Source organism: Caproiciproducens sp. LBM24188 (assembly GCF_054130445.1).
The window spans coordinates 1,783,079-1,803,719 of sequence record NZ_CP196862.1 but is presented as its reverse complement, the minus strand read 5'-3'; the positions used below and the strand labels follow the sequence as shown (position 1 = coordinate 1,803,719).

Sequence of the window (20,641 nt, the reverse complement as noted above, 5' to 3'; positions counted from 1 at the left end):
TATTTAATTAGTTGAATATTTATTTTGACTGATACTTCGCCACAATCATGTTCGCGCATTTATAAACGTCGCCGCCGCCCAGGGTCAAGATCAGGTCGCCGGGCTTTGCATGGGATGTTACATAATCGGTGATTTCTTCGAATGTTTTAAACCAAACGCTTCCCGGAATTTTTTCTGCAAGATTTTTGGCATAGATGTTGTAAGTGTTTTCTTCCCGGACCGCTAGAATCTCCGACAGTACTGTCTTATCGGCAATGGAAAGTGCTTTCGCAAATTCATCCAGAAGCAGATATGTTCTAGAATACGTATGAGGCTGAAATACTGCCCACACGCGCTGGAATCCCATTTGTTTCGCCGCGGTCAGTGTTGCGGTAAGCTCCGTAGGATGATGTGCAAAATCATCTGCAACGGTTATGCCGTTAAAATTCCCAAGAATTTCAAAACGTCTGTGCACGCCGGTAAACTGATGAAGGCTTTCCGCAATCTTTTGGGAATCAATGTTCATGGAATCCGCTACCGCAAATGCCGCCAGGGCGTTGTAAATATTATGGCGACCCGGAACACTTAGGGTAACGTCGACCATTTTCTGGCCGTGTTTGTAAATGGAAAATTGTTCTCTTGCCTGTTTGGTTGGGGCGATATTGTCCGCATAATAGTCGTTTGTATGTTCCAGTCCAAACGTGACGATTGACGTCTGAATGCCTTCCATGGCTTTTCTGGAATTTTCGTCATCCCCGTTTACGACCAGAAGCTTCGTGGTTTGCTCAGCAAACTTATGGAACGAATGAATGATATTTTCCAACGTCTTAAAATAATCCAAATGATCGGCGTCGATATTCAGAATGACGGAAATGGCAGGTGCCAGCTGAAGGAACGTATCCACGTATTCGCAGGCTTCGCATACGATGGTGGAGCTGTTTCCAACGCGTCCGTTTCCACCGATAAAGGGCAGCTTCCCACCGATTACTGCGGAAGGATCCTTTCCGGCATTGATTAAAATCTGTGTAATCATTCCCGTTGTAGTTGTTTTTCCATGAGTACCGGAAACCGCGATGGAGTTTTCATAACGGCGCGTTACCATGCCAAGCATTACGGAACGTTCTACCGCCGGAATACCTTTTTCCCGTGCGGCTACAAGTTCCGGATTATCCTGCTTTACCGCAGCGGTATATACAATTAGTTCAGAGCCATCCACATTTTCCGGTTTATGTCCCATCGTAACCGGTATCCCATAAGAACGGATCCGGTCGAGTGTTTCTGATTCATTATTATCGGATCCAGTCAGTTCATAGCCTTTGTTATGCAGAATTTCTGCAAGAGGGCACATGCCGGAACCGCCGATTCCAATAAAATGTATTTTTTTAACCTTTGACAACATGTCATGAAACTCCATAAATGATGAACTCCTTACAATTGGTTGATTTTGTCGTTATGCTGCAACTTATAGTATACGGTCATACTTAATTATAATAAACACATTTGCCTATATATGCAAGTTTTAAATTAAATTCCTTCGCGCGCCTCACAACTGCTTTTTGTTTTGCAGGCATCACATTGTGCAGGGACTTTCCATACTATATGAGGTAAGAAAATATGGAGGTTGTTGGAATGCTAGACATAAACAGTTTTGCAATCATTGGCGGCGATAAAAGACAAATAGCCCTTGCGGAATCGATTGCCGGGGATGGATATAACGCTTATGCCGTTGGCTTTGACAATATTAACTTTCGGGGAAAGGTTCAGAAAACGACACTGGTTGATGCTGTGGAACGCTGTGTGAACATTATCCTTCCTCTGCCCGTCACTACGGATGGACATACGTTAAACATGGTATACAGCAATGAAAAAGTGATATTGGATGACGGATTTGCAGAGCTTATGAAGAATAAGCAGGTATTTGGCGGTATGATGGGAAAATTATACCAGACCAGCGAAGTCTGGGAATCCATTGATACCTTTGATTATTATACCAGAGAAGAATTTGCTGTGCAGAATGCAATCCCAACTTCAGAAGGCGCCATTGAGATCGCCATTCACGAATATCCCGGAACCATTAGCGGAAGCAACTGTCTTGTGGTTGGGTTCGGCAGAATTGGGAAAACACTGTCCCGGATGCTGCACGGAATCGGGGCAAATGTGACCGTGGCCTGCCGAAAGCCGTCCGACCTTGCGTGGGTGAATTCCTTTGGATATACCGCAGTAAAAACCGAGGAACTTTGCGAACAGAATTCCTATGATATTATCTTTAATACGGCACCCGCAATGATTTTTAACCGGCGGATTCTGTCCAAACTTCAGCCGGAAACGCTAATCATTGATTTGTCTTCCATGCCGGGCGGCGTCGATTTTGAAACAGCGAAAAAGTTAGGCATCAAAACAGTGCATGCACTCTCTCTTCCGGGAATCGTGGCTCCAAAAACCGCAGGAGAGATTATCAAGAATACGATTTATCATATTATGGAGGAGTGAGGAGGTATGGAAAACATCACGTTTGGTTTTGCAATGTGCGGTTCATTCTGCACATTTTCCAAAGTCATTCCGGAAATGAAAAAGATTGTGGAAGCCGGATATCGCGTTCTTCCCATTATGTCGCAAACGGCCTATTCCACCAATACCCGGTTTGGTCAGGCGGAAGAGATCGTAAGGAAAGTGGAAGATATTTGCGGAAGGCCGGTCATTCATACCATTGTGGAAGCGGAACCGATCGGGCCGAAAAAAATGGTGGATTTGATGATTGTTGCCCCCTGTACCGGCAACACGTTAGCAAAACTGGCGAATGGAATAACGGATACTTCGGTAACAATGGCGGTAAAATCTACGCTGCGCATCGGCCGACCGGTCCTGCTGGCGCCAGCCACAAACGACGCACTGTCTGCGTCTGCTCAGAACATCGGCCGATTGCTGAATGTAAAAAATATTTATTTCACACCAATGCGGCAGGATGACCCGGAAAGGAAACCGTATTCGATTAATGCAGACTTTGAACAGATTCTCCCGACGGCACTTTCCGCTTTGGAGGGAAAACAGCGGCAGCCAATCTATTTTTTATAACCTCAAATTTCAAGACTTGCAAAACAGCTCCATATGCAGACACGAGAAAACCGTGACTTACCAACAATGTTTCCAAACAGCGATGCTGCAGAGTGAACGAAGGTTCATTTTGCAGCATCGCTGTTTTCTTTCCGGATAATTCTGTCACATTTTGGAAGAAGCAATACTGTTAAAGCACTAAAAAATATGCTATGATAGTATTGAAAAAAGTAACTTCTGTTCGTTATGGTTGTCTGGGGAGTTGTGTCCGTGTCGGATTACGCGGCCAACGCGTTAAAGGACCTGATGGCCAATCTATAAAAAACATATTTATATATCACTTTCATGAAAAGGAGAACCTGTATGAATCAGTATCGTCCGGATACCAAGTGTATCCATTCAGGCTATCAGCCCAAAAATGGGGAACCACGTGTTGTTCCGATTGTCCAGAGCACTACATATAAATATGATAGTGCGGAAACCCTGGGGCAGTTGTTTGATCTTCAAGCAGATGGATTTTTTTATACCCGTCTGGGGAACCCAACCAACGATGCGGTCGAAAAGAAAATCGCAGACTTGGAAGGGGGAGTGGGCGCACTGCTTACTTCTTCGGGACAAGCTGCTTCTCTTCTTGCCGTCCTGAATATTTGCCATGCGGGCGACCATGTGGTAAGTTCCAGCGCAATTTACGGCGGCACATTCAACCTGTTTTATAAGACGATGCATGAAATGGGCATTGATTTTACTTTTCTTCCGCCGGACTGCACAAAGCAGGAGCTGGAAGAAGCGTTTCGGCCAAACACCCGCTGCGTATTTGCTGAAACTCTGACCAATCCGTCCCTGGTTGTTACTGATTTGGAACTGTTTGCGTCCGTGGCGCACGAGCACGGTGTTCCGGTCATTGTGGATAATACCTTTCCCACCCCGATCAACTGCCGCCCCTTTGAATTCGGTGTGGATATAGTTACCCATTCCACCACAAAATACATGGATGGCCATGCGGTTCAGATCGGCGGAGTTATTGTAGACAGCGGTAATTTTAACTGGGAAAACGGGAAATTCCCGATGCTGACCGAGCCGGACGAATCCTATCACGGAGTAACGTATACAAAGCAGTTTGGAAAAGCCGCGTACATTACAAAAGCCCGTGTGCACCTGATGCGGGACTTAGGTGCTGTGTCCAGCCCCAATAATGCGTTTCTGCTGAACCTCGGTTTGGAAACGCTTGCTCTTCGAATGGAACGTCATTGTTCCAACGCACTTGCAGTCGCATCTTATCTGGAAACGAACCAAAACATTGAATGGGTGAATTATCCGGGCTTGAAGAGCAACAAATATTATTCACTTGCAAAAAAGTATATGCCCAACGGAACATCCGGCGTAATCTCCTTTGGCATAAAAGGGGGCAGGGAGGCCGCTTCCAGATTCATGGAGAACCTGAAGCTGGCCACAATCGAAGTCCATGTGGCGGATATTCGTACCAGTGTTCTTCATCCCGCCAGTACCACCCACCGTCAGCTGACGGACCAGCAGTTGGAGGAATCCGGAATTACCCCGAACATGATTCGGATGTCGGTTGGCATTGAGAATATACAGGATATCATTGACGATATCGAACAGGCGCTCAATCGGCTATAAATACAGATTAAAGATAAAAAAGGAGGAGTTCAAGACTCCTCTTTTTTTAACGCCGCGGCCCGCTGTTTTATGGTATGAATAAAATTGAGCTTTAAAAAGCTAAATTTTGTTTCCGAAAGAAGAATCGCGGCAAAAATCAGTAAAAACCCCAAAAAGATCTTTATGGTAAGCGGTTCCCCAAGAAAGATGATTCCGAACATGGTACCGAACAATGATTCCATGGACATGATAAGCGAGGCTCTCGACGGTGGAATATACTTCTGGCAGGCAGTTTGAAGCACCATTGCCAGCATTGTACTGAACACGCTCACATAAAGCAGGGACAGTATGGTGGGAGTTTCTAGTTTTGAAGGGAATTGTTCCGTCCCCAATGCGACCGCCAGCGAAATCAACGCTGTAAAGAAAAACTGCGTAAACGACAGCAGAATAGGGTCACTTTTTTCGGATAAAATACCAATAATTACGATATGCAGCCCGAACGTCAGGCCGCTGAGCAGAGAGAACATGTCCCCAATATTTACGGAATACCCGGGATGGAGTGATAATAAACCGACGCCGGTTATGCAGATGAAAGCAGAAATAATGTTATTGACGCTGGGTTTTACCTTTTGCACAATCCAATATAAAAACGGAACAAAAACCACATAGACCGCTGTCAAAAATGCATTGTTGCCGGCGGTTGTAAACTGTACGCCATAGGTCTGAAAAAAGTAAGAGGTGTACAGTATGACGGAAAGAATAGCTCCGGACCGTATGGAGTGTAAATCAATCTTTCTGATTTTTGGGAAAAACAACACAAGCATCAAAACAGCCGCAATTCCGAACCGAATGGCGATGATATAGTTGGTAGGAACACAGGCGGTTGTATTTTTTACCACCACAAACGCCAGACCCCAAATCAAGGTTGTAACGACCAAACCGACTTCTGATAAAAAAACAGGATTTTTCAATTTCAACCGTTGCCGCACCTCTTCCTGTGTAATCCTGTTTATTATAACAATGTTTGACTGCTTCCGCAACTGAATCAATTCTAAATGCCGACCTTATTTTGCATGTTCATAAACTTTTCAGAATAATAATTCTTTTCTAAGTTCCCTAATTGTGGTATAATAATCAAATAAGTTGCGGCTAATTTAACTTTCGGAATTACTGTGCGCTGCACCTTTTTGCCGTAAGGCGGGCACGTTTCAAAGCGTGTTCGTTTTATGGTATCATGAATTTTAATTTTATTGTAATAATTTGGAGATGAAAATAAATGGCAGATATTGAACAGCGTTCTGTTTGTGACGGTGTGAACTTCCGCAGCATTAAAGACGACCGGTTTAAAACAGTGCGTGTATCGGTTAATTTTATGCTTCCTTTGGAAAAGTCCATGGCGGCCAGCAACGCAATTCTTCCTTTTCTGTTAAGCCGGGCAAGCCGTGAATACCCGGATTTTACAAAGCTGAGCGAACGGTTAGAGGAGCTTTACGGCGCGCAGATTGATGCGGACGTACAAAAGCTTGGGGATGTTCAGCTGCTGTCTATTTACGCTTCCGGCATTGCAGACCGCTATGCTCTGGACGGAGAGAAAATTTCCGCCGAGCTTTCAAGGCTGCTCTGCAGTATTATTTTTGACCCGCCGCTTGAAAACAACTTGTTCCCGCAGGATGGATTTGAGCAGGAAAAACGTCAGACTATTGAGATGATCGAATCCGAATATAATGACAAGCGTTCTTATGCAAGACTTCGCTGTGAAGAAATTATGTGTAAGAATGAGCCGTATGGATTGAACCGTTACGGCAGCAAGGAAGATATTCAGAATCTGAAGCGGGAGAATCTGACGGAAGCATGGAAAAACATGATTCAGACCGCCAGAGTGGAAATCCTTGTTTTAGGGGATTGTGACCCGGAACCGGCATACCGCGGATTTTATCGCGCGTTTAGCGAAATCCGGAAAGAAAAACCAGCTGCCTGTACAACCACCAATGTCTCGCGTGCGGATCAGGTCAATGAAGTAACGGAAAAGATGGATGTCGCTCAATCAAAATTGGTAATGGGTTTTCGTACCGCCGTTTCTCTGCGCGACAAACGTTACCCTGTGGTAAGGCTTATGACGGCGCTGTATGGGGGAACCCCAAGTTCAAAATTATTTTTGAATGTACGTGAAAAGTTGAGTCTTTGCTATTACTGCAGCGCTCAGTACAATTCCATGAAGGGAATTATGCTGGTTCAAAGCGGTGTGGAAACTAAAAATGTGGACCACGCGAAACAGGAAATTCTGGCTCAGCTTGAGGAAATAAAAAAAGGCAACTTCGATGACAATGAGCTGAACGCTGCCAAGCTTGCCCTGTGCAACGGTTATCGCACGGTGGGCGACTCTTTGGGCGCCATGGAAGCCTGGTATCTTTCCCAAACCTTCGCGGAAGAAATCAAAACGCCGGAGGAAGCCGCCGAAGATATTCAGTGGATTACAAAAGAAGAAATTATGGAAGCAGCAAACCAGGTAACTCTGGATACCGTATATCGTCTGGTAGGAAGCGGGGAAAATGTGGAATGAGCAATTATCAGATTAAAGAAATTAAAAGTGACCGAATCGGTGACAAATACTTTGAGATTCAACATGAATCCGGATTAAAAATTTTCCTGTACCCAAAGGAAAATAACAATTCCACATATGCCGTATTCGGAACAAAATACGGTTCCATCGACATGTGTTTTCAATCTTCCGAAGATTCGGAAGTTCAGAAGGTTCCTGCGGGAATCGCACACTACCTGGAACACAAACTTTTTGAAAGCGAAGACGGGGATGCCTTTACCCGCTATGCAAAAACCGGTGTTTCTGCAAACGCCTACACCTCTTTCGATGCTACCTGTTATCTGTTTTCCGGTTCCGATAATATTTACGAAGCTTTGGAAATTCTTCTCGATTTCGTACAGTCTCCTTACTTTACGGAACAGACCGTCCAGAAAGAGCAGGGGATTATCGGCCAGGAAATCCGTATGTATGATGACGATCCGCAATGGAGAGTTCTTTTCAATCTGCTGGGCGCCTTGTACCAAAAGCACCCAGTAAAAACGGATATTGCCGGCACGGTGGAAAGCATTGCAAAAATTACGCCCGAACTTCTTTACAAGTGCTATCATACTTTTTATAATTTAAATAATATGGCTCTTGCCGTGGCCGGAAATATTGATGTTGACCGGGTATTGCAGTTATGCGACAAAATGTTGAAGCCCTCGAAGCCGATACAGGTTGACCGCATTTTTGAAGAAGAACCGCAGGCTATTGTTCAGGACCGTGTGGAGCAGAAGCTTTCCGTAGCGGTTCCGCTTTTTGAGCTTGGTTTTAAGGAGAAGGCTGGAAAAACGCGTCTTTCTTCAAAAGAAGTTGCGGAAACCGAAATCCTTTTGAACGCGATTGCGTCCGACGCGTCTCCGCTTTTCCGTCGGCTGCTGGATGCCGGATTAGTCAATGAAACTTCGTTTTCTTACGAATATTTTGAAGGCCCCGGTTACGCTTCCGTCATCTTTTCCGGTGAGTCCAAAGACCCTGACAAGGTGGCGGATGAAATTAAGAAAGAGCTTGCTGCGGTGCGCCAGAACGGCCTGAACAGGGATGCTTTTGAGCGGTCCCGAAAAGCGGTTTACGGCAGAATTGTATCTTCCTTCAACAGTGTGGATTATTTAGCAAATGCGCTGGTTGCAGATGCCTTTGCCGAACGCAGTTTGTTTGATTATTTAAACGCTGTAGCGTCAGCGGATTTGGAATCGGTGCAAAATCGTTTAAAAACACAGCTGTTGCCCGAATATTCGGCGTTATCCATTATCAAGCCAGCTGAATAAAATTTGAAACGCATCTTCGGACAAACCACGCTTTGTCCGAAGATTTCTCAAGTTTACGCGTGGAGAAAAGGTGGAGATTATGTATAATGTTCAATTTCCGGGACTTGGAATCAGTGTGAACATCAACCCCGTTGCCTTTTCCATTGGATCTATGACGGTAAAATGGTACGGTGTAATTATCGCAGTTGGTTTTTTACTTGCTTTCCTGTACGCTATGAAAAGCTGCAAAAAAATGCGGATTGATGACGACAAATTTCTAGACGTTGTAATTGTCGGCATCATTGGCGGTATTATCGGGGCTAGGGCTTATTACGTTCTGTTTGATACCAGCAGTCAGTATATTAAAAATCCCGTCAGTGCGCTTTACATCTGGGAAGGCGGTCTTGGCATATACGGCGGCATCATCGGCGGATTGCTCTGCGGCGCCTTAATGGCGAAGCACCGAAAGCTCAGCGTTTTGGCAGTGATGGATGTTGCCTCCCTTGGATTTTTAATTGGCCAGACAATTGGAAGATGGGGAAACTTTGTCAATCAAGAAGCGTTTGGCGTAGAAACAAGTTTGCCCTGGGGCATGACCAGCGAAGCAACCTCCAGAATTGCATCCGGACCGGTTCATCCTTGCTTCCTATATGAATCCCTTTGGTGCTTGCTGGGATTTGTTCTGCTACATATCTTCAGCAGGAAATTTAGAAGATACGACGGTCAGGTCTTTCTCCTTTACATTATTTGGTACGGTGTCGGCCGCTTCTTCATTGAAGGATTAAGAACCGACAGCTTGATTACACCGTTCCTGCCGATTCGCGTATCGCAGCTTGTTGCGGTTATCAGTGTAATTGCGGCAGTCGTTTTGCTTATTGTATTCCGTAAAAGAACCGTCCTCACGGGATGCGGCTCCAAAAAAATTATGGAACTGAATTCTTTGGTGGATGAAATCCCGGAAGATATGATTGACGACGGGACCAGCACGGTTTTTGAAACGATTGACTTGAACGATGATGCAAATACAGCACCGTCTGAAACAGGCGATGAAACCCACCAGGAATCGGAACATGATGCAAATTCTGAAACCAGTTCGCAGGGGAATTTGGAATCCGATTCGGAACAGCTGAAAACGGAAAGCGATGAATCCCAAGAACTTCCTCCCAGCGACAACGCTTGAAATGGGGGCAAGATGGAATGGCAAAATTAATTGACGGAAAAGCGGTTGCTGCAAAAGTCCGGGCAGATATTGCTCAGGAAGTACAAACCCTGAAAAAGTTAGGTGTAACTCCAGGGCTTGCTGTCGTGATTGTGGGAGATGATCCCGCATCCAGAACCTATGTCAACAACAAAAAGAAGGCTTGCGCGGAAGTCGGAATCTACTCGGAGGAGTATGCGCTTCCCGCTACTACAAAGCAAAGCGAATTGATGCAGCTGGTAGAAACCCTGAACCGTAAAAAAGAGATTGACGGAATTTTAGTACAGTCCCCGTTGCCGAACGGTTTAAATGAGGAAGCGGTTGTGGAAGCAATTAATCCGGAAAAAGACGTTGATGCGTTTCATCCGTCCAATGTGGGCAGAATAATGATAGGAAATTACCATTTTCTTCCTTGCACCCCCGCCGGAGTCATTGAGCTTCTCCATTCGGAGCAGATTGAGATCTCCGGTAAAAACTGTGTGGTAGTTGGGCGGAGCAATATTGTAGGAAAACCCATGGCTATGCTGTTGCTCCATCAAAACGGTACCGTAACCATTTGTCACAGTAAAACGAAGAATTTAACGGAACTCTGTAAAAGTGCCGATATTCTGGTTGCTGCCGTAGGAAAGCCGAACTTTATTACTGCGGATATGGTCAAGCCCGGCGCAGTTGTAATTGATGTCGGCATTAATCGGAACCCACAAGGTAAGTTATGCGGTGATGTGGATTTTGCGTCTGTGGAGAAAATCGCTTCTTATCTTACCCCGGTACCTGGCGGAGTTGGTCCCATGACCATTGCAATGCTTCTAAAAAATACGGTTACCGCGGCAAAAATGCATCATGGCATTACAGAATAATATTGAGGTTAATGAATGAAGGACCTTATTAATCAGATCAATTCTCCGGAAGATCTGCAATCATTTTCGTTGGAACAATTGGAAATGCTGTGCAATGAAATCCGGGAACTAATTATAAAAACCGTATCCAACAATGGGGGCCATTTGGCTTCCAACCTTGGTGTGGTTGAACTGACCGTCGCTCTACATCGGGTGTTTCATTCTCCAGATGACGATATTGTGTGGGATGTGGGGCATCAGTCCTATACCCATAAAATATTAACGGGCAGACGTGACCGCCTGTCTACCATTCGTAAACAAGGCGGTTTGTCCGGGTATCCGAATCGTTCGGAAAGCGACTATGATCCGTTTAATACCGGGCACAGCAGCACGTCCATTTCCGCGGCACTCGGAATCGCCTATGCGAAATTGCTCACTGGTCAGCCTGGCAATGTCATTGCCGTAATTGGGGACGGAGCGTTGACCGGCGGCCTGGCTTATGAAGGCCTAAACAATGCGGGACATTTTCCCAAAAATCTAATTATCATTTTAAATGACAACAAAATGTCCATCTCCCGGAATGTTGGATCCATGGCAAGATATCTTGCACATATCCGTACAAAGCCAGGCTATTTCCGGGTAAAAGGGAATGTGGAAAACGTGTTGGATCACGTCCCCTTAGCCGGCAAGCCTTTGCACCACTTCCTATCCAAAGCAAAGGGTGCATTAAAGCAGGCAATGTATCATAACACCACCATATTCGAAGATATGGGATTTTACTACTACGGACCATTCGACGGCCATAATTTAAAAAAGCTGATCAGCGTATTAGAAAACGTTAAAAATATAGACCATCCTATTTTGCTTCACGTTCTTACACAAAAAGGGAAGGGATATCTTTTTGCCGAACAGAATCCTGGTAAATTCCATGGGGTATCCAGCTTTGATATAGAGACCGGGAAAAGCATTTCTACCGGAGAAAATTTTTCCAGCGTATTTGGAAGTCATATCTGCACGCTGGCGAGCAAAGATGATAAAATTTGTGCAATCACCGCCGCAATGCAGTTAGGTACTGGGTTAACCGAATTTGCAAAACAATTTCCAACTCGGTTTTTTGATATTGGAATTGCAGAGGAGCACGCTGTAACCTTTTCTGGTGGACTAGCTGCCGGCGGGGTTCTTCCGATTTTTGCTGTTTATTCCTCTTTCCTGCAGCGCGGTTATGACCAGATCATTCATGACGTAGCAATACAGCGTGTGAAGGCAGTCTTTGCTATTGACCGTGCCGGCATTGTAGGGGAAGACGGAGAAACACATCAGGGAATTTTCGATGTGGCGTTTCTGAATTCCATCCCCGGTATTACCGTTTATTCTCCTTCCTATTACGATGAATTATATTATGCCTTTGATCAGGCTCTTTACCACTGCGAAGGGGCTGCTGCGGTCCGTTATCCACGTGGCAAGCAGATGTTCCGACCCTATGATTTCAAAAGCAGCTGTAATGCATTTGACCTTTACGGGGACGAAAAATCCGCATATATACTGGTTACTTATGGCCGACTGTTCTCTTTTGCCTGTAAAGCGATTTCCTTGCTAAAAGAAAAAGGCATATCCGTTCGCATTTTAAAATTGAATCGCATAAAACCCATTGATTCGCAGGTGGTTCAATCTTTGCTTGGCGCAAAAAAAGTGTTTTTCTTTGAAGAAGCAATTGCGCAAGGCGGTATAGGGGAGCATTTGCATCATCTTCTTTCGACCGCCGGTTTTAATGGAAAATTCCTCCTGCGTGCGATTGAGAATTTTGTGCCCCATGCAACGATGTTGGAATCCTTGGAGAACCTCGGCCTGACAGAAAAAGGCATGATCGATACAATTCTATTGGAATGCGACGTTCAAAAATAGTCCGCGAAAGGCGGTTACAAATCATTGACAGAAAAGAAAAGACTTGATTGTTTAATTGTGGAACGCGGTTTCGCGGAAAGCAGAGAAAAAGCAAAAGCCATCATTATGATGGGAAATGTTTATGTGGATCACCAGAAATCGGACAAGCCTGGAACCATGCTTCCGGTTGATGCCGAAATTGAGGTCCGCGGGGAAGGCCTCCGTTACGTCAGCCGAGGCGGGCTGAAGCTGGAAAAGGCAATGTCGGTTTTCCCGATTGAACTGAACGGAAAAATTACCATGGATATCGGCGCCTCGACCGGTGGATTTACCGATTGTATGCTGCAAAACGGAGCCAAAAAGGTTTATTCGATTGACGTAGGTTACGGTCAGCTGGCCTGGAAGCTTAGAACCGATGAACGGGTTGTAAACCTCGAACGAACCAACGTGCGTTATTTAACAAAGGAACAGGTTCCGGATCTAATCGATTTTTTCAGCGTCGATGTATCCTTTATCTCGTTATGTCTTGTTTTGCCCGTTGCCAGAAATTTTATGGCGGAAAACGCGCAGGCGGTTTGCCTTATTAAACCTCAGTTTGAAGCCGGTCGTGGAAAAGTCGGTAAAAAAGGGGTCGTGCGGGACAAAGCGGTTCATATTGAAGTAATTGAAAAAATTGTACATTTTGTGCAGGAAAACGGGTTCTCGGTACTTGGACTGACTTTTTCCCCGGTGAAAGGACCGGAGGGGAACATTGAATATTTGATTTACCTCCAAAAATCAGAACAGCCGCAAAGTATTCCTTTGGATATTCGCGCTTTGGTAGAAGAATCACATAATCAGTTAAGTGGCGGTGTATAACGTGAAAATTGCAGTAATGCCAAACTTAAGTAAAACAAACGCTCAGCTTCATACGGAAAGAGTCATCACAAAGCTGCAAGGACTCGGTGCGGAAGTCCTGATGAAATCGGCTTTTGAAAGATGTTTTCCTGACATGGGTGTAACTTTCTATACGGATTTTTTTCGGCTGATGGAGGACTGCGACGCAGTGATTGCAGTCGGTGGGGACGGCACGATTATTCATTTCGCGCGTCATGCAGCAGCAGTGGAAAAACCGATTTTAGGTATTAACGTTGGCCGGCTTGGATTTGTGGCGGGACTTGAAACCGACGAACTGGATGCTCTGAAAAATCTGGTTGATGGAAATTATACCATTGAACATCGCATGATGCTGGATATCCGGTTTGAACAGGATCACAAGACTTTGGTCTATCAGGCGTTAAACGACGCGGTTCTTGCACGCGGTGCTCTGTCCAGGATTTTGGATTTTCAGGTGAACTTCAATAATGCCAATATCGGAAATTACCGTGCGGACGGGTTGATCGTTTCCACGCCGACTGGGTCCACCGCGTATTCGCTTTCTGCCGGAGGCCCTGTAATAGATCCCAGCTTGAAATGCATTCTGCTGACGCCGATTTGCCCTCACTCGCTGATGAACCGTCCCGTCGTGTTTGGGTCGGAATCAAAGCTAAGCCTACAGGCGTATTCCAATTATGAAAGTGAAATTTTTCTTACAGTTGACGGGGAATATTCCGTTCGGGTTGCCGACCACCAAAGTATTGAAATCGCTCGCTCCAATCAAACAGCGAGAATCATTAAATTAAAACAGGATAATTTTTATGAGATTGTAAACGAAAAATTAGCGGAAGGGAGAAACTAATTTGAAAACTCGACGACATGCAAAAATACTGGAGCTGATCAGTCAATATAATATCGATACGCAGGAAGAACTACTTAGGCTGCTCCGGCAGGGTGGTTTTGACGTAACGCAAGCCACTGTTTCAAGGGATATTAAGGAGTTGAGATTAGTCAAAACCCTTTCGGAAGATGGAAAATATAAATATTCAATTGGCACGGATAATACCAAAGATTTTTCTTCCAAATTTTATTCTCTATTAGTCGATTCCACGGTGTCGATTAATTATGCCTGCAATCTAGTCGTCATCAAATGCCTTTCCGGAATGGCACAGGCTGTTTGCGCTTCAATGGATTCCATGCACTGGAACGGCGTGGTCGGAACTTTGGCAGGGGAAGATACGATTTTTGTCGCCTGTAAATCCGAGGCAGAAGCCGAAAATATGGTAGCCGAACTTAAAAAAATGATTGGGTGATGATATATGCTTTCTCAGCTGTATATTGAAAATATCGCCGTCATTGAAAAAGCATCGATTGATTTCCACAATGGATTCAATGTGCTGACCGGTGAAACCGGAGCCGGAAAATCCATGATCATCGATTCCATTCATGCGATTATGGGAGAACGAACCTCAAGGGAACTGGTTCGTACAGGTGCCCGTTCTGCCTATGTAAGCGCCGTATTTTCCAATCCCAGTGAAAAAGCCCGTCAAAAATTAGAGCAGCTTGGTTATGTAACCGAGGAAGACGGAACCCTGATGATACAGCGAGAAATCAACCCGGAAGGTAAGGCTGTCTGCAGAATTAACGGCAGACCGGCGTCGGTTTCAATTTTGAAAGAGCTTGGGCCGGAACTTTTGAATATTCACGGTCAGCATGAAAGTTATGAACTGCTTTCGGCGGATCTTCATATTCACTATATTGACCGTATGGGAGTCCCGGCGGAATTGCTGGAACAGTACCACACCTGCTATGAGAATATGCGCAGGATTCAGCGGGAACTTTCCTCTTTCCGTATGGATGAACAGCAGAAAGCACGGCAAATCGACCTTCTGACCTATCAAATTGAAGAACTGGAAGCCGCGGATCTGCGCGAGGGAGAACAGGAAGAACTGAATCAGCGCCGCACTATGTTTATGAACAGCGAAAAAATCGCGGCAGCTCTGGCCGCTGCCAAAACAGCGCTGGACGGCGACGAAGAGATGCAGGGTGCGGTTGCTTCAATTGCTTCTGCTTCCTCCGCTCTGAGCGAGGCGGAACGCTTTTTGCCGGATTTACATAGTCTGACGGAAAGAATCCAAACCATCAAATACGATTTGCAGGACTGTACGGAAGAACTGCGCAACTTTGCTTCCCAAACCGAATACGATCCGCAGGAGTTAGAGCAGGTGGAAGCTCGTCTGGATCAAATTTATCGCTTAGGATTAAAGTACGGCGGTTCGGTGGAGGAGATGCTGGCGTTTCTGGAACAGTCAAAAGAACAGCTGAACCAAATCCAGCTTTCCGACGAAACGATTGCACGCTTGAATCAGGAGTATGAGCAGGCTTTAAAGAAAACGCAGACACTCGCAGACCAGCTCTCTGAATATCGCAGAAGAACATCGGAAACCTTTGCCGCCAAGGTCAAGCAGGAACTTCGCTTTTTGGATATGCCGAATATTGATTTTGAGGTCATTCAGGAAACCGTTCCGCTTTATTCGCTTGGGTGTGACAAGCTGGAATTTTATATTTCCACCAATCCGGGCGAACCCGCGAAGCCGATTGCAAAAATTGCTTCCGGCGGCGAGCTTTCCCGCATTATGCTGGCAATAAAAACCGTTCTCGCAGACAAAGACGAGATTGATACGCTCATCTTTGATGAAGTGGATACGGGAATCAGCGGAAGCGCCGCCCAGAAAGTTGGGATGAAACTGCGTGAGGTCGCGAAAAACCGCCAGGTAATCTGCGTCACACATCTGGCACAAATTGCGGCGCTTGGGGATACTCAGTTTTTGATTAAAAAGCACGTTCACGACAATAAAACTTATACCGATGTAACCGAACTGGATTATGAAGGCAGAAAAGCGGAGCTTGCCCGTATTATGGGTGGAACTGAAATTACCCCACTTATGTTGCAAAACGCGGCGGAAATGCTGAATATGGCGCATAAAGATGGAGATACTTGACAAATGATTTAAAATTCATTATAATTTTTGAAAAGCAATGAAGGGAAGAAGTAAGCTGATTTAGCCGGCAAAGAGAGTCCGCGGTTGGTGGAAGCGGGTACGGCGATGAGCTGAAATACATCCCGGAGCCGCCCGCTGAACGGGGAACCAAGTAGGTGAGGCCGTGGCAGCGCACGTTACAGCGCCTGGGTATGTTAGTACCCGTAAGGCCGTATCTGTGAGGGTACGGTGAATGAGGTGGTACCGCGGATTTTCCGCCCTCTGCACAAAACGCAGGGGGCTTTTTTATTGCCCCCGAAAAATTGGAGGTAACAGTAAGAATGGGAGTATTTGAAGAACTAAAAGCAAGAGGCCTGATTGCCCAGATGACGGACGAGGAAAAAATCCGTGATCTTCTAGACAATCACAAGATTAAATTCTACATCGGGTTTGACCCAACGGCGGACAGCCTGCACGTCGGCCATTTTCTTCAGATTATGGTAATGGCGCATATGCAGCGCGCGGGCCATGTTCCGATTGCGCTGTTTGGCGGCGGAACCGGTATGATTGGAGACCCCTCCGGAAAAACCGATATGCGTAAAATGCTAACCCCGGAAGAGATTAACCACAACATTGAATGTTTTAAGCGTCAAATGTCGCGACTGGTCGATTTTTCTGACGGCAAGGCCATTATGGCAAACAACGGCGACTGGCTGTTGAACCTGAACTATATTAAATTTCTGCGCGATGTCGGCGTGCATTTTTCCGTAAACCGGATGCTGGCTGCCGAATGCTACAAGCAGCGTCTGGAGCGTGGTCTTTCCTTCTTTGAATTAAACTATATGATCATGCAGAGCTACGATTTTCTGGAACTGAATCACCGGTACGACTGCCAAATGGAGCTTGGCGGCGACGACCAGTGGAGCAACATCATCGGCGGCGTAGAGCTTATCCGCCGCAAAGAGGGGAAAGATGTTTACGGCATGACCTTCGCACTGTTGACTAACAGCGAAGGAAAGAAGATGGGAAAAACAGAACGCGGCGCTGTTTGGCTTGACCCGAACAAGACCAGCCCGTTCGATTTCTACCAGTATTGGAGAAACATCGGTGATGCCGATGTCATTAAATGCCTGAAATTCCTTACTTTCCTGCCTCTGGAAGAAATTCAGGAACTGGAAAAGCTGGAAGGCGGCGAGCTGAACAAAGCGAAGGAAATCCTTGCGTATGAAGTAACCAAATCCATTCACGGTGAGGAAGAAGCGAAGAAGGCGCAGGAAGGCGCTCGCGCGCTGTTTGGGGCAGGTACCAACACGGAACACATGCCCACGACAGAAATCTCTGAGAACGATTTTACCAATGGTGAAATCGGCCTTTTGGATGTTCTGGTAAAGACCAAGTTGGTTCCATCAAAGGGAGAGGGAAGGCGTCTTGTGGAACAGGGCGGAATTTCCATTGATGATGTAAAAGCAGCCAGCGGTACGCTTAAACTGACCATGGAACAGTTTGAAAAAGGATATGTCATTATTAAAAAAGGGAAAAAGGTATTTCATAAGGTTGTCTTAACAAAATAATCCAAATTTTTCTTTTGAAAATAACCCATGCCAAGTTTCGTTGGCATGGGTTATTTTGGCAAAAAGGGCAATACTATTTTTGATTTATCCGGCCTTTCATTTTGCGCCGATCTGCACTGACCTAGAGGTGAAATCGTGAGGAAGTATTGCTCCTGTATTATTGCTCCGGCCGCTGTTATGGGAATCATGCTGACTCTATACGCATGCTACAGCATTTACCCGTTCGGCGACCGAACGATTGCCTGGTGTGATATGAATCAACAGGTAATTCCCTTTCTAATGGATTTTAAGGATATTCTATCCGGAAAAACCAATCTGTTTTTGAATCTTCAAAATGCCGGCGGTATGAGCTTTTGGGGTGTTTTTCTATTTTTTATTTCCAGCCCGTTTACTCTTCTTGTTTTGCTTGTTAGCAAACAGGAAATTTATCATCTGGTCAATATTCTCGTTTTACTGAAAATGATGACCTGCGGGTTTACCGCAAGCATTTTTTTTCGGCGTAGACTGGGTACCCTGAATTGGCTACAGAATGCTTCACTTTCTCTGATGTATGCCTTTTCCGGATATGCCATGTTTTATTATCAGAATCATGTCTGGCTGGACATGATGTACCTGTTCCCGGTGTTGCTGATTGGATTATTGAACCTTGCCGAAACCGGTAAACCCCGGTTATATATTTTGACTTTTTCCGCAATTATGGCAGTCAATTTTTATCTCAGCTATATGGTATCCGTTTTTCTGGTACTAGCCGCCGGCCTCTACCTCGCATTTTGTACACCAAAGCAAACGCGTGGAAAAGTCCTCCTTCTGTTTGGTGCTTCTACGTTTCTGGTAATGCTGTTGACGGCGGTCATTTGGATTCCCTCGTTCTATCAGTATCTCGCTTCGGCAAGAAGCGGCAGCCTGCTGAATAAACTGCGCGGCGGAAACCTGTATAGTCAATGGGAAACCAACGCTTCTGTAATCCTTGCTACCGGCGCATTAATTACCGCTCTCATCCTTTATTTTCAATCTTTAGGCAAAAGCCATAACAGAAAAACGGATTTTCTCTTCTGCATGATCCTTCTAACTTTAATCCCCGTTTTTATTGACCCAATTAATAAAATGTGGCACACAGGAAGTTATCAGGCGTTTCCGGTACGTTACGGCTATATCCCCATTTTTTTCAGCCTGATTTTGTATGGAATCCTTTTAGCCCAACCGAGAACTTTTAAATCAGGAACCAGGATTCCGCTTTTTCTCGGGATTTTTTCCGTTTTCGGGGTAGCTTGGCTGGCTTTTTATTTTATCGATCAAAAATACAGAACGCTTACCGTATATACGAGATCCCTTTGGTGCTCCAGGAGTGAGTTCTACCTCGTTTTGATTTTTTCAGCGGCCGCTGCCATTTCTTATTATTTTATTGCATCCTTATGCCGCAGAAACAGGAATTACGAAAAAATTGGATCCGTTTTACTTTGTCTTACTGTTTTCATCGAGTGTGTTTTCAATACGACGGTTTATATGGTTTCGCCCATAAGCAACGCGTCCTCCTATTCTTTAATCACCGATCTTGCCGAGCGTATTCAGGATGACGATTTATACCGCGTAAAAACGAAACAGAAATATTTTGAAGTAAACTTAATTGGGGCACTGGGCTATAATTCCCTCAGTCATTATACTTCACTGACGAATCAGAACTTTCTGTATCTAATGAAAAAGCTTGGATATTCTTCCTATTGGATGGAAGTAAGTTCCAATGGCGGAACGGAACTTTCCGATGCGCTTTTAGGAAATCGTTACACGATTGTTCATAGCGGCAATGGGGAAGAGAGCAGCCGAATTATTTATCAGAATGACCGGTATGCAATCGAGCAGAATCCCACCGGTTTACCGGTAGGAGTTCTGATACCGGATCTCAATCCGGCTGCCGTCCAAAAGCTCCCACAAGCTTCCAGGGTAGGAATCCAGGAATTTCTTTTTGAATCGATTTTTCAGGCAAAAGAACAACTGTTCACCGAATGTGTACCAACCAAGCTGGATAATGTCAGCATTACCAAAAACAAAATTATCCGGCCAAATTCCGCCCACCCAGGATATATCACCTATTCCATTCCGGTTTCGGACAAGACAACGCTGTATTTTGACTGCTTTTACAAACTTTCCAACAAACTGGTTGAGCCTATAAACTCCAGTCTCAGCATTTCTGTGAATGAAAAAGTAGTAGAATTCGATTACCCTAGCCAGAACAATAATGCGATTTTGAATCTTGGAACTTTTCAGAATCAAAACGTAGACATTGAAGTGGAGGTGAAGAAGGATATTTCCGTCAGTTCTTTCGGTTTAAGTGCAATGAAAAACAGCGTTTTTCAGCGCGCCATCCATTCGTTGCAATCCGCGTCACTCCGGCAGCAGGGCAACAGCATCATGGGAACGGCAAAAGCAAATTCCGACGGGGAATACCTTTTTCTTCCAATCAATTATGACGCGGGGTATACTGCCTATGTAAACGACCAAAAGGTCCCCATTGAACCGGTTTTTGATTCCATGATGGCTATAAAATTAAAGAAAGGGGAGAATACAGTTTCTATCCGCTATATACCCCAAGGATTTTTGGCTGGAATGTGGATTTCGGTAATTGGAGGAATTGCCTGTGTTTTAGCCGCTCGATTTAAAACTCAGCTGCTGCAGAAGGCACGGGCAATAGAATATCCTATACAAATTGTGTTTAGTCTTGTTTTTGCCTGCGTATTTTTTATGATTTATATTTTCCCTCTGCTTGTTTTTTATAAAAAATAAACGGCCGGTAACGTACCGGCCGTTTCAGCCTGTCGAAAAAGTCCAGTGAAAGCTGGGCTTTTTCGTTGT

Annotated in this window: 16 protein-coding genes and 1 other annotated feature; of the genes, 14 read left to right on the top strand and 2 right to left on the bottom strand. The window is 45.2% G+C overall.

The features are described 5' to 3' along the window. Window positions 1–19: 19 nt before the first annotated feature. The gene (murC, locus tag ACSVDI_RS08490) at window positions 20–1,393 is read right to left on the bottom strand and encodes a UDP-N-acetylmuramate--L-alanine ligase (RefSeq protein WP_457942156.1); all 1,374 of its coding nucleotides are present in this window, start codon (window positions 1,391–1,393) and stop codon (window positions 20–22) included. A gap of 215 nt (window positions 1,394–1,608) precedes the next feature. Here murC and dpsA point away from each other — a divergent pair, with 215 nt between their 5' ends. From dpsA to ACSVDI_RS08475, 3 genes are all read left to right on the top strand, one after another. Next, window positions 1,609–2,469 (top strand): dipicolinate synthase subunit DpsA, encoded by an 861-nt coding sequence (dpsA, locus tag ACSVDI_RS08485; protein WP_457942154.1) that lies wholly within the window; start codon window positions 1,609–1,611, stop codon window positions 2,467–2,469. A gap of 6 nt (window positions 2,470–2,475) precedes the next feature. Beyond that, window positions 2,476–3,051 carry a dipicolinate synthase subunit B gene (locus tag ACSVDI_RS08480; protein WP_457942153.1) on the top strand — a complete coding sequence of 192 codons (576 nt, stop codon included), beginning with the start codon at window positions 2,476–2,478 and terminating at the stop codon, window positions 3,049–3,051. Between the two features lie 342 nt (window positions 3,052–3,393). Beyond that, window positions 3,394–4,668, top strand: a complete 1,275-nt coding sequence (locus tag ACSVDI_RS08475; protein WP_457942151.1) for an O-acetylhomoserine aminocarboxypropyltransferase/cysteine synthase family protein — start codon at window positions 3,394–3,396, stop codon at window positions 4,666–4,668. Between the two features lie 29 nt (window positions 4,669–4,697). On the opposite strand, the gene ACSVDI_RS08470 is transcribed toward ACSVDI_RS08475, so the two are convergent. Further along, window positions 4,698–5,624 (bottom strand): DMT family transporter, encoded by a 927-nt coding sequence (locus ACSVDI_RS08470; RefSeq protein ID WP_457942149.1) that lies wholly within the window; start codon window positions 5,622–5,624, stop codon window positions 4,698–4,700. A 299-nt stretch (window positions 5,625–5,923) separates the two neighbouring features. On the opposite strand from ACSVDI_RS08470, the gene yfmF reads away from it, so the two are divergent. The 11 genes from yfmF to ACSVDI_RS08415 all read left to right on the top strand — a co-directional run bounded on the left by yfmF (window position 5,924) and on the right by ACSVDI_RS08415 (window position 20,572). Then, window positions 5,924–7,207 (top strand): EF-P 5-aminopentanol modification-associated protein YfmF, encoded by a 1,284-nt coding sequence (gene yfmF / locus ACSVDI_RS08465; RefSeq protein ID WP_457942147.1) that lies wholly within the window; start codon window positions 5,924–5,926, stop codon window positions 7,205–7,207. Beyond that, window positions 7,204–8,493 (top strand): EF-P 5-aminopentanol modification-associated protein YfmH, encoded by a 1,290-nt coding sequence (yfmH, locus tag ACSVDI_RS08460; RefSeq protein ID WP_457942145.1) that lies wholly within the window; start codon window positions 7,204–7,206, stop codon window positions 8,491–8,493. The genes yfmF and yfmH overlap by 4 nt, the downstream gene beginning before the upstream one ends. 79 nt (window positions 8,494–8,572) lie before the next feature. Further along, the gene (gene lgt, locus ACSVDI_RS08455; protein WP_457942144.1) at window positions 8,573–9,652 is read left to right on the top strand and encodes a prolipoprotein diacylglyceryl transferase; all 1,080 of its coding nucleotides are present in this window, start codon (window positions 8,573–8,575) and stop codon (window positions 9,650–9,652) included. A gap of 17 nt (window positions 9,653–9,669) precedes the next feature. After that, the gene (gene folD, locus ACSVDI_RS08450) at window positions 9,670–10,527 is read left to right on the top strand and encodes a bifunctional methylenetetrahydrofolate dehydrogenase/methenyltetrahydrofolate cyclohydrolase FolD (protein ID WP_457942142.1); all 858 of its coding nucleotides are present in this window, start codon (window positions 9,670–9,672) and stop codon (window positions 10,525–10,527) included. A gap of 15 nt (window positions 10,528–10,542) precedes the next feature. Next, entirely contained in the window at window positions 10,543–12,408 is a 1,866-nt protein-coding gene (gene dxs, locus ACSVDI_RS08445; RefSeq protein ID WP_457942140.1) for a 1-deoxy-D-xylulose-5-phosphate synthase, read from the top strand. A 24-nt stretch (window positions 12,409–12,432) separates the two neighbouring features. Next, on the top strand, window positions 12,433–13,245 hold the full coding sequence (locus tag ACSVDI_RS08440) for a TlyA family RNA methyltransferase (RefSeq protein ID WP_457942138.1): 813 nt from the start codon (window positions 12,433–12,435) through the stop codon (window positions 13,243–13,245). A gap of 1 nt (window position 13,246) precedes the next feature. Further along, window positions 13,247–14,104 (top strand): NAD(+)/NADH kinase, encoded by an 858-nt coding sequence (locus ACSVDI_RS08435; RefSeq protein WP_457942137.1) that lies wholly within the window; start codon window positions 13,247–13,249, stop codon window positions 14,102–14,104. 1 nt (window position 14,105) lies between these two features. After that, window positions 14,106–14,555, top strand: coding sequence for an arginine repressor (locus tag ACSVDI_RS08430; protein WP_457942135.1), 450 nt, complete (start codon window positions 14,106–14,108; stop codon window positions 14,553–14,555). 6 nt (window positions 14,556–14,561) lie between these two features. Beyond that, window positions 14,562–16,244, top strand: coding sequence for a DNA repair protein RecN (gene recN, locus ACSVDI_RS08425; protein WP_457942133.1), 1,683 nt, complete (start codon window positions 14,562–14,564; stop codon window positions 16,242–16,244). Between the two features lie 28 nt (window positions 16,245–16,272). After that, window positions 16,273–16,509, top strand: a binding site (T-box leader). Window positions 16,510–16,564: 55 nt separating this feature from the next. Beyond that, on the top strand, window positions 16,565–17,794 hold the full coding sequence (gene tyrS / locus ACSVDI_RS08420; protein ID WP_457942131.1) for a tyrosine--tRNA ligase: 1,230 nt from the start codon (window positions 16,565–16,567) through the stop codon (window positions 17,792–17,794). Between the two features lie 135 nt (window positions 17,795–17,929). Then, window positions 17,930–20,572, top strand: a complete 2,643-nt coding sequence (locus tag ACSVDI_RS08415) for a YfhO family protein (RefSeq protein ID WP_457942129.1) — start codon at window positions 17,930–17,932, stop codon at window positions 20,570–20,572. Window positions 20,573–20,641: the final 69 nt, after the last annotated feature.

Excerpts from the sequence above, each read along its gene's own strand:
- lgt (WP_457942144.1), top strand. The coding sequence starts at position 8,573 with ATGTATAATGTTCAATTTCCGGGACTTGGAATCAGTGTGAACATCAAC.
- tyrS (WP_457942131.1), top strand. The coding sequence starts at position 16,565 with ATGGGAGTATTTGAAGAACTAAAAGCAAGAGGCCTGATTGCCCAGATG.
- yfmF (WP_457942147.1), top strand. The coding sequence starts at position 5,924 with ATGGCAGATATTGAACAGCGTTCTGTTTGTGACGGTGTGAACTTCCGC.
- folD (WP_457942142.1), top strand. The coding sequence starts at position 9,670 with ATGGCAAAATTAATTGACGGAAAAGCGGTTGCTGCAAAAGTCCGGGCA.
- recN (WP_457942133.1), top strand. The coding sequence starts at position 14,562 with ATGCTTTCTCAGCTGTATATTGAAAATATCGCCGTCATTGAAAAAGCA.
- dxs (WP_457942140.1), top strand. The coding sequence starts at position 10,543 with ATGAAGGACCTTATTAATCAGATCAATTCTCCGGAAGATCTGCAATCA.
- dpsA (WP_457942154.1), top strand. The coding sequence starts at position 1,609 with ATGCTAGACATAAACAGTTTTGCAATCATTGGCGGCGATAAAAGACAA.
- murC (WP_457942156.1), bottom strand. The coding sequence starts at position 1,393 with ATGGAGTTTCATGACATGTTGTCAAAGGTTAAAAAAATACATTTTATT.
- ACSVDI_RS08475 (WP_457942151.1), top strand. The coding sequence starts at position 3,394 with ATGAATCAGTATCGTCCGGATACCAAGTGTATCCATTCAGGCTATCAG.
- ACSVDI_RS08480 (WP_457942153.1), top strand. The coding sequence starts at position 2,476 with ATGGAAAACATCACGTTTGGTTTTGCAATGTGCGGTTCATTCTGCACA.
- yfmH (WP_457942145.1), top strand. The coding sequence starts at position 7,204 with ATGAGCAATTATCAGATTAAAGAAATTAAAAGTGACCGAATCGGTGAC.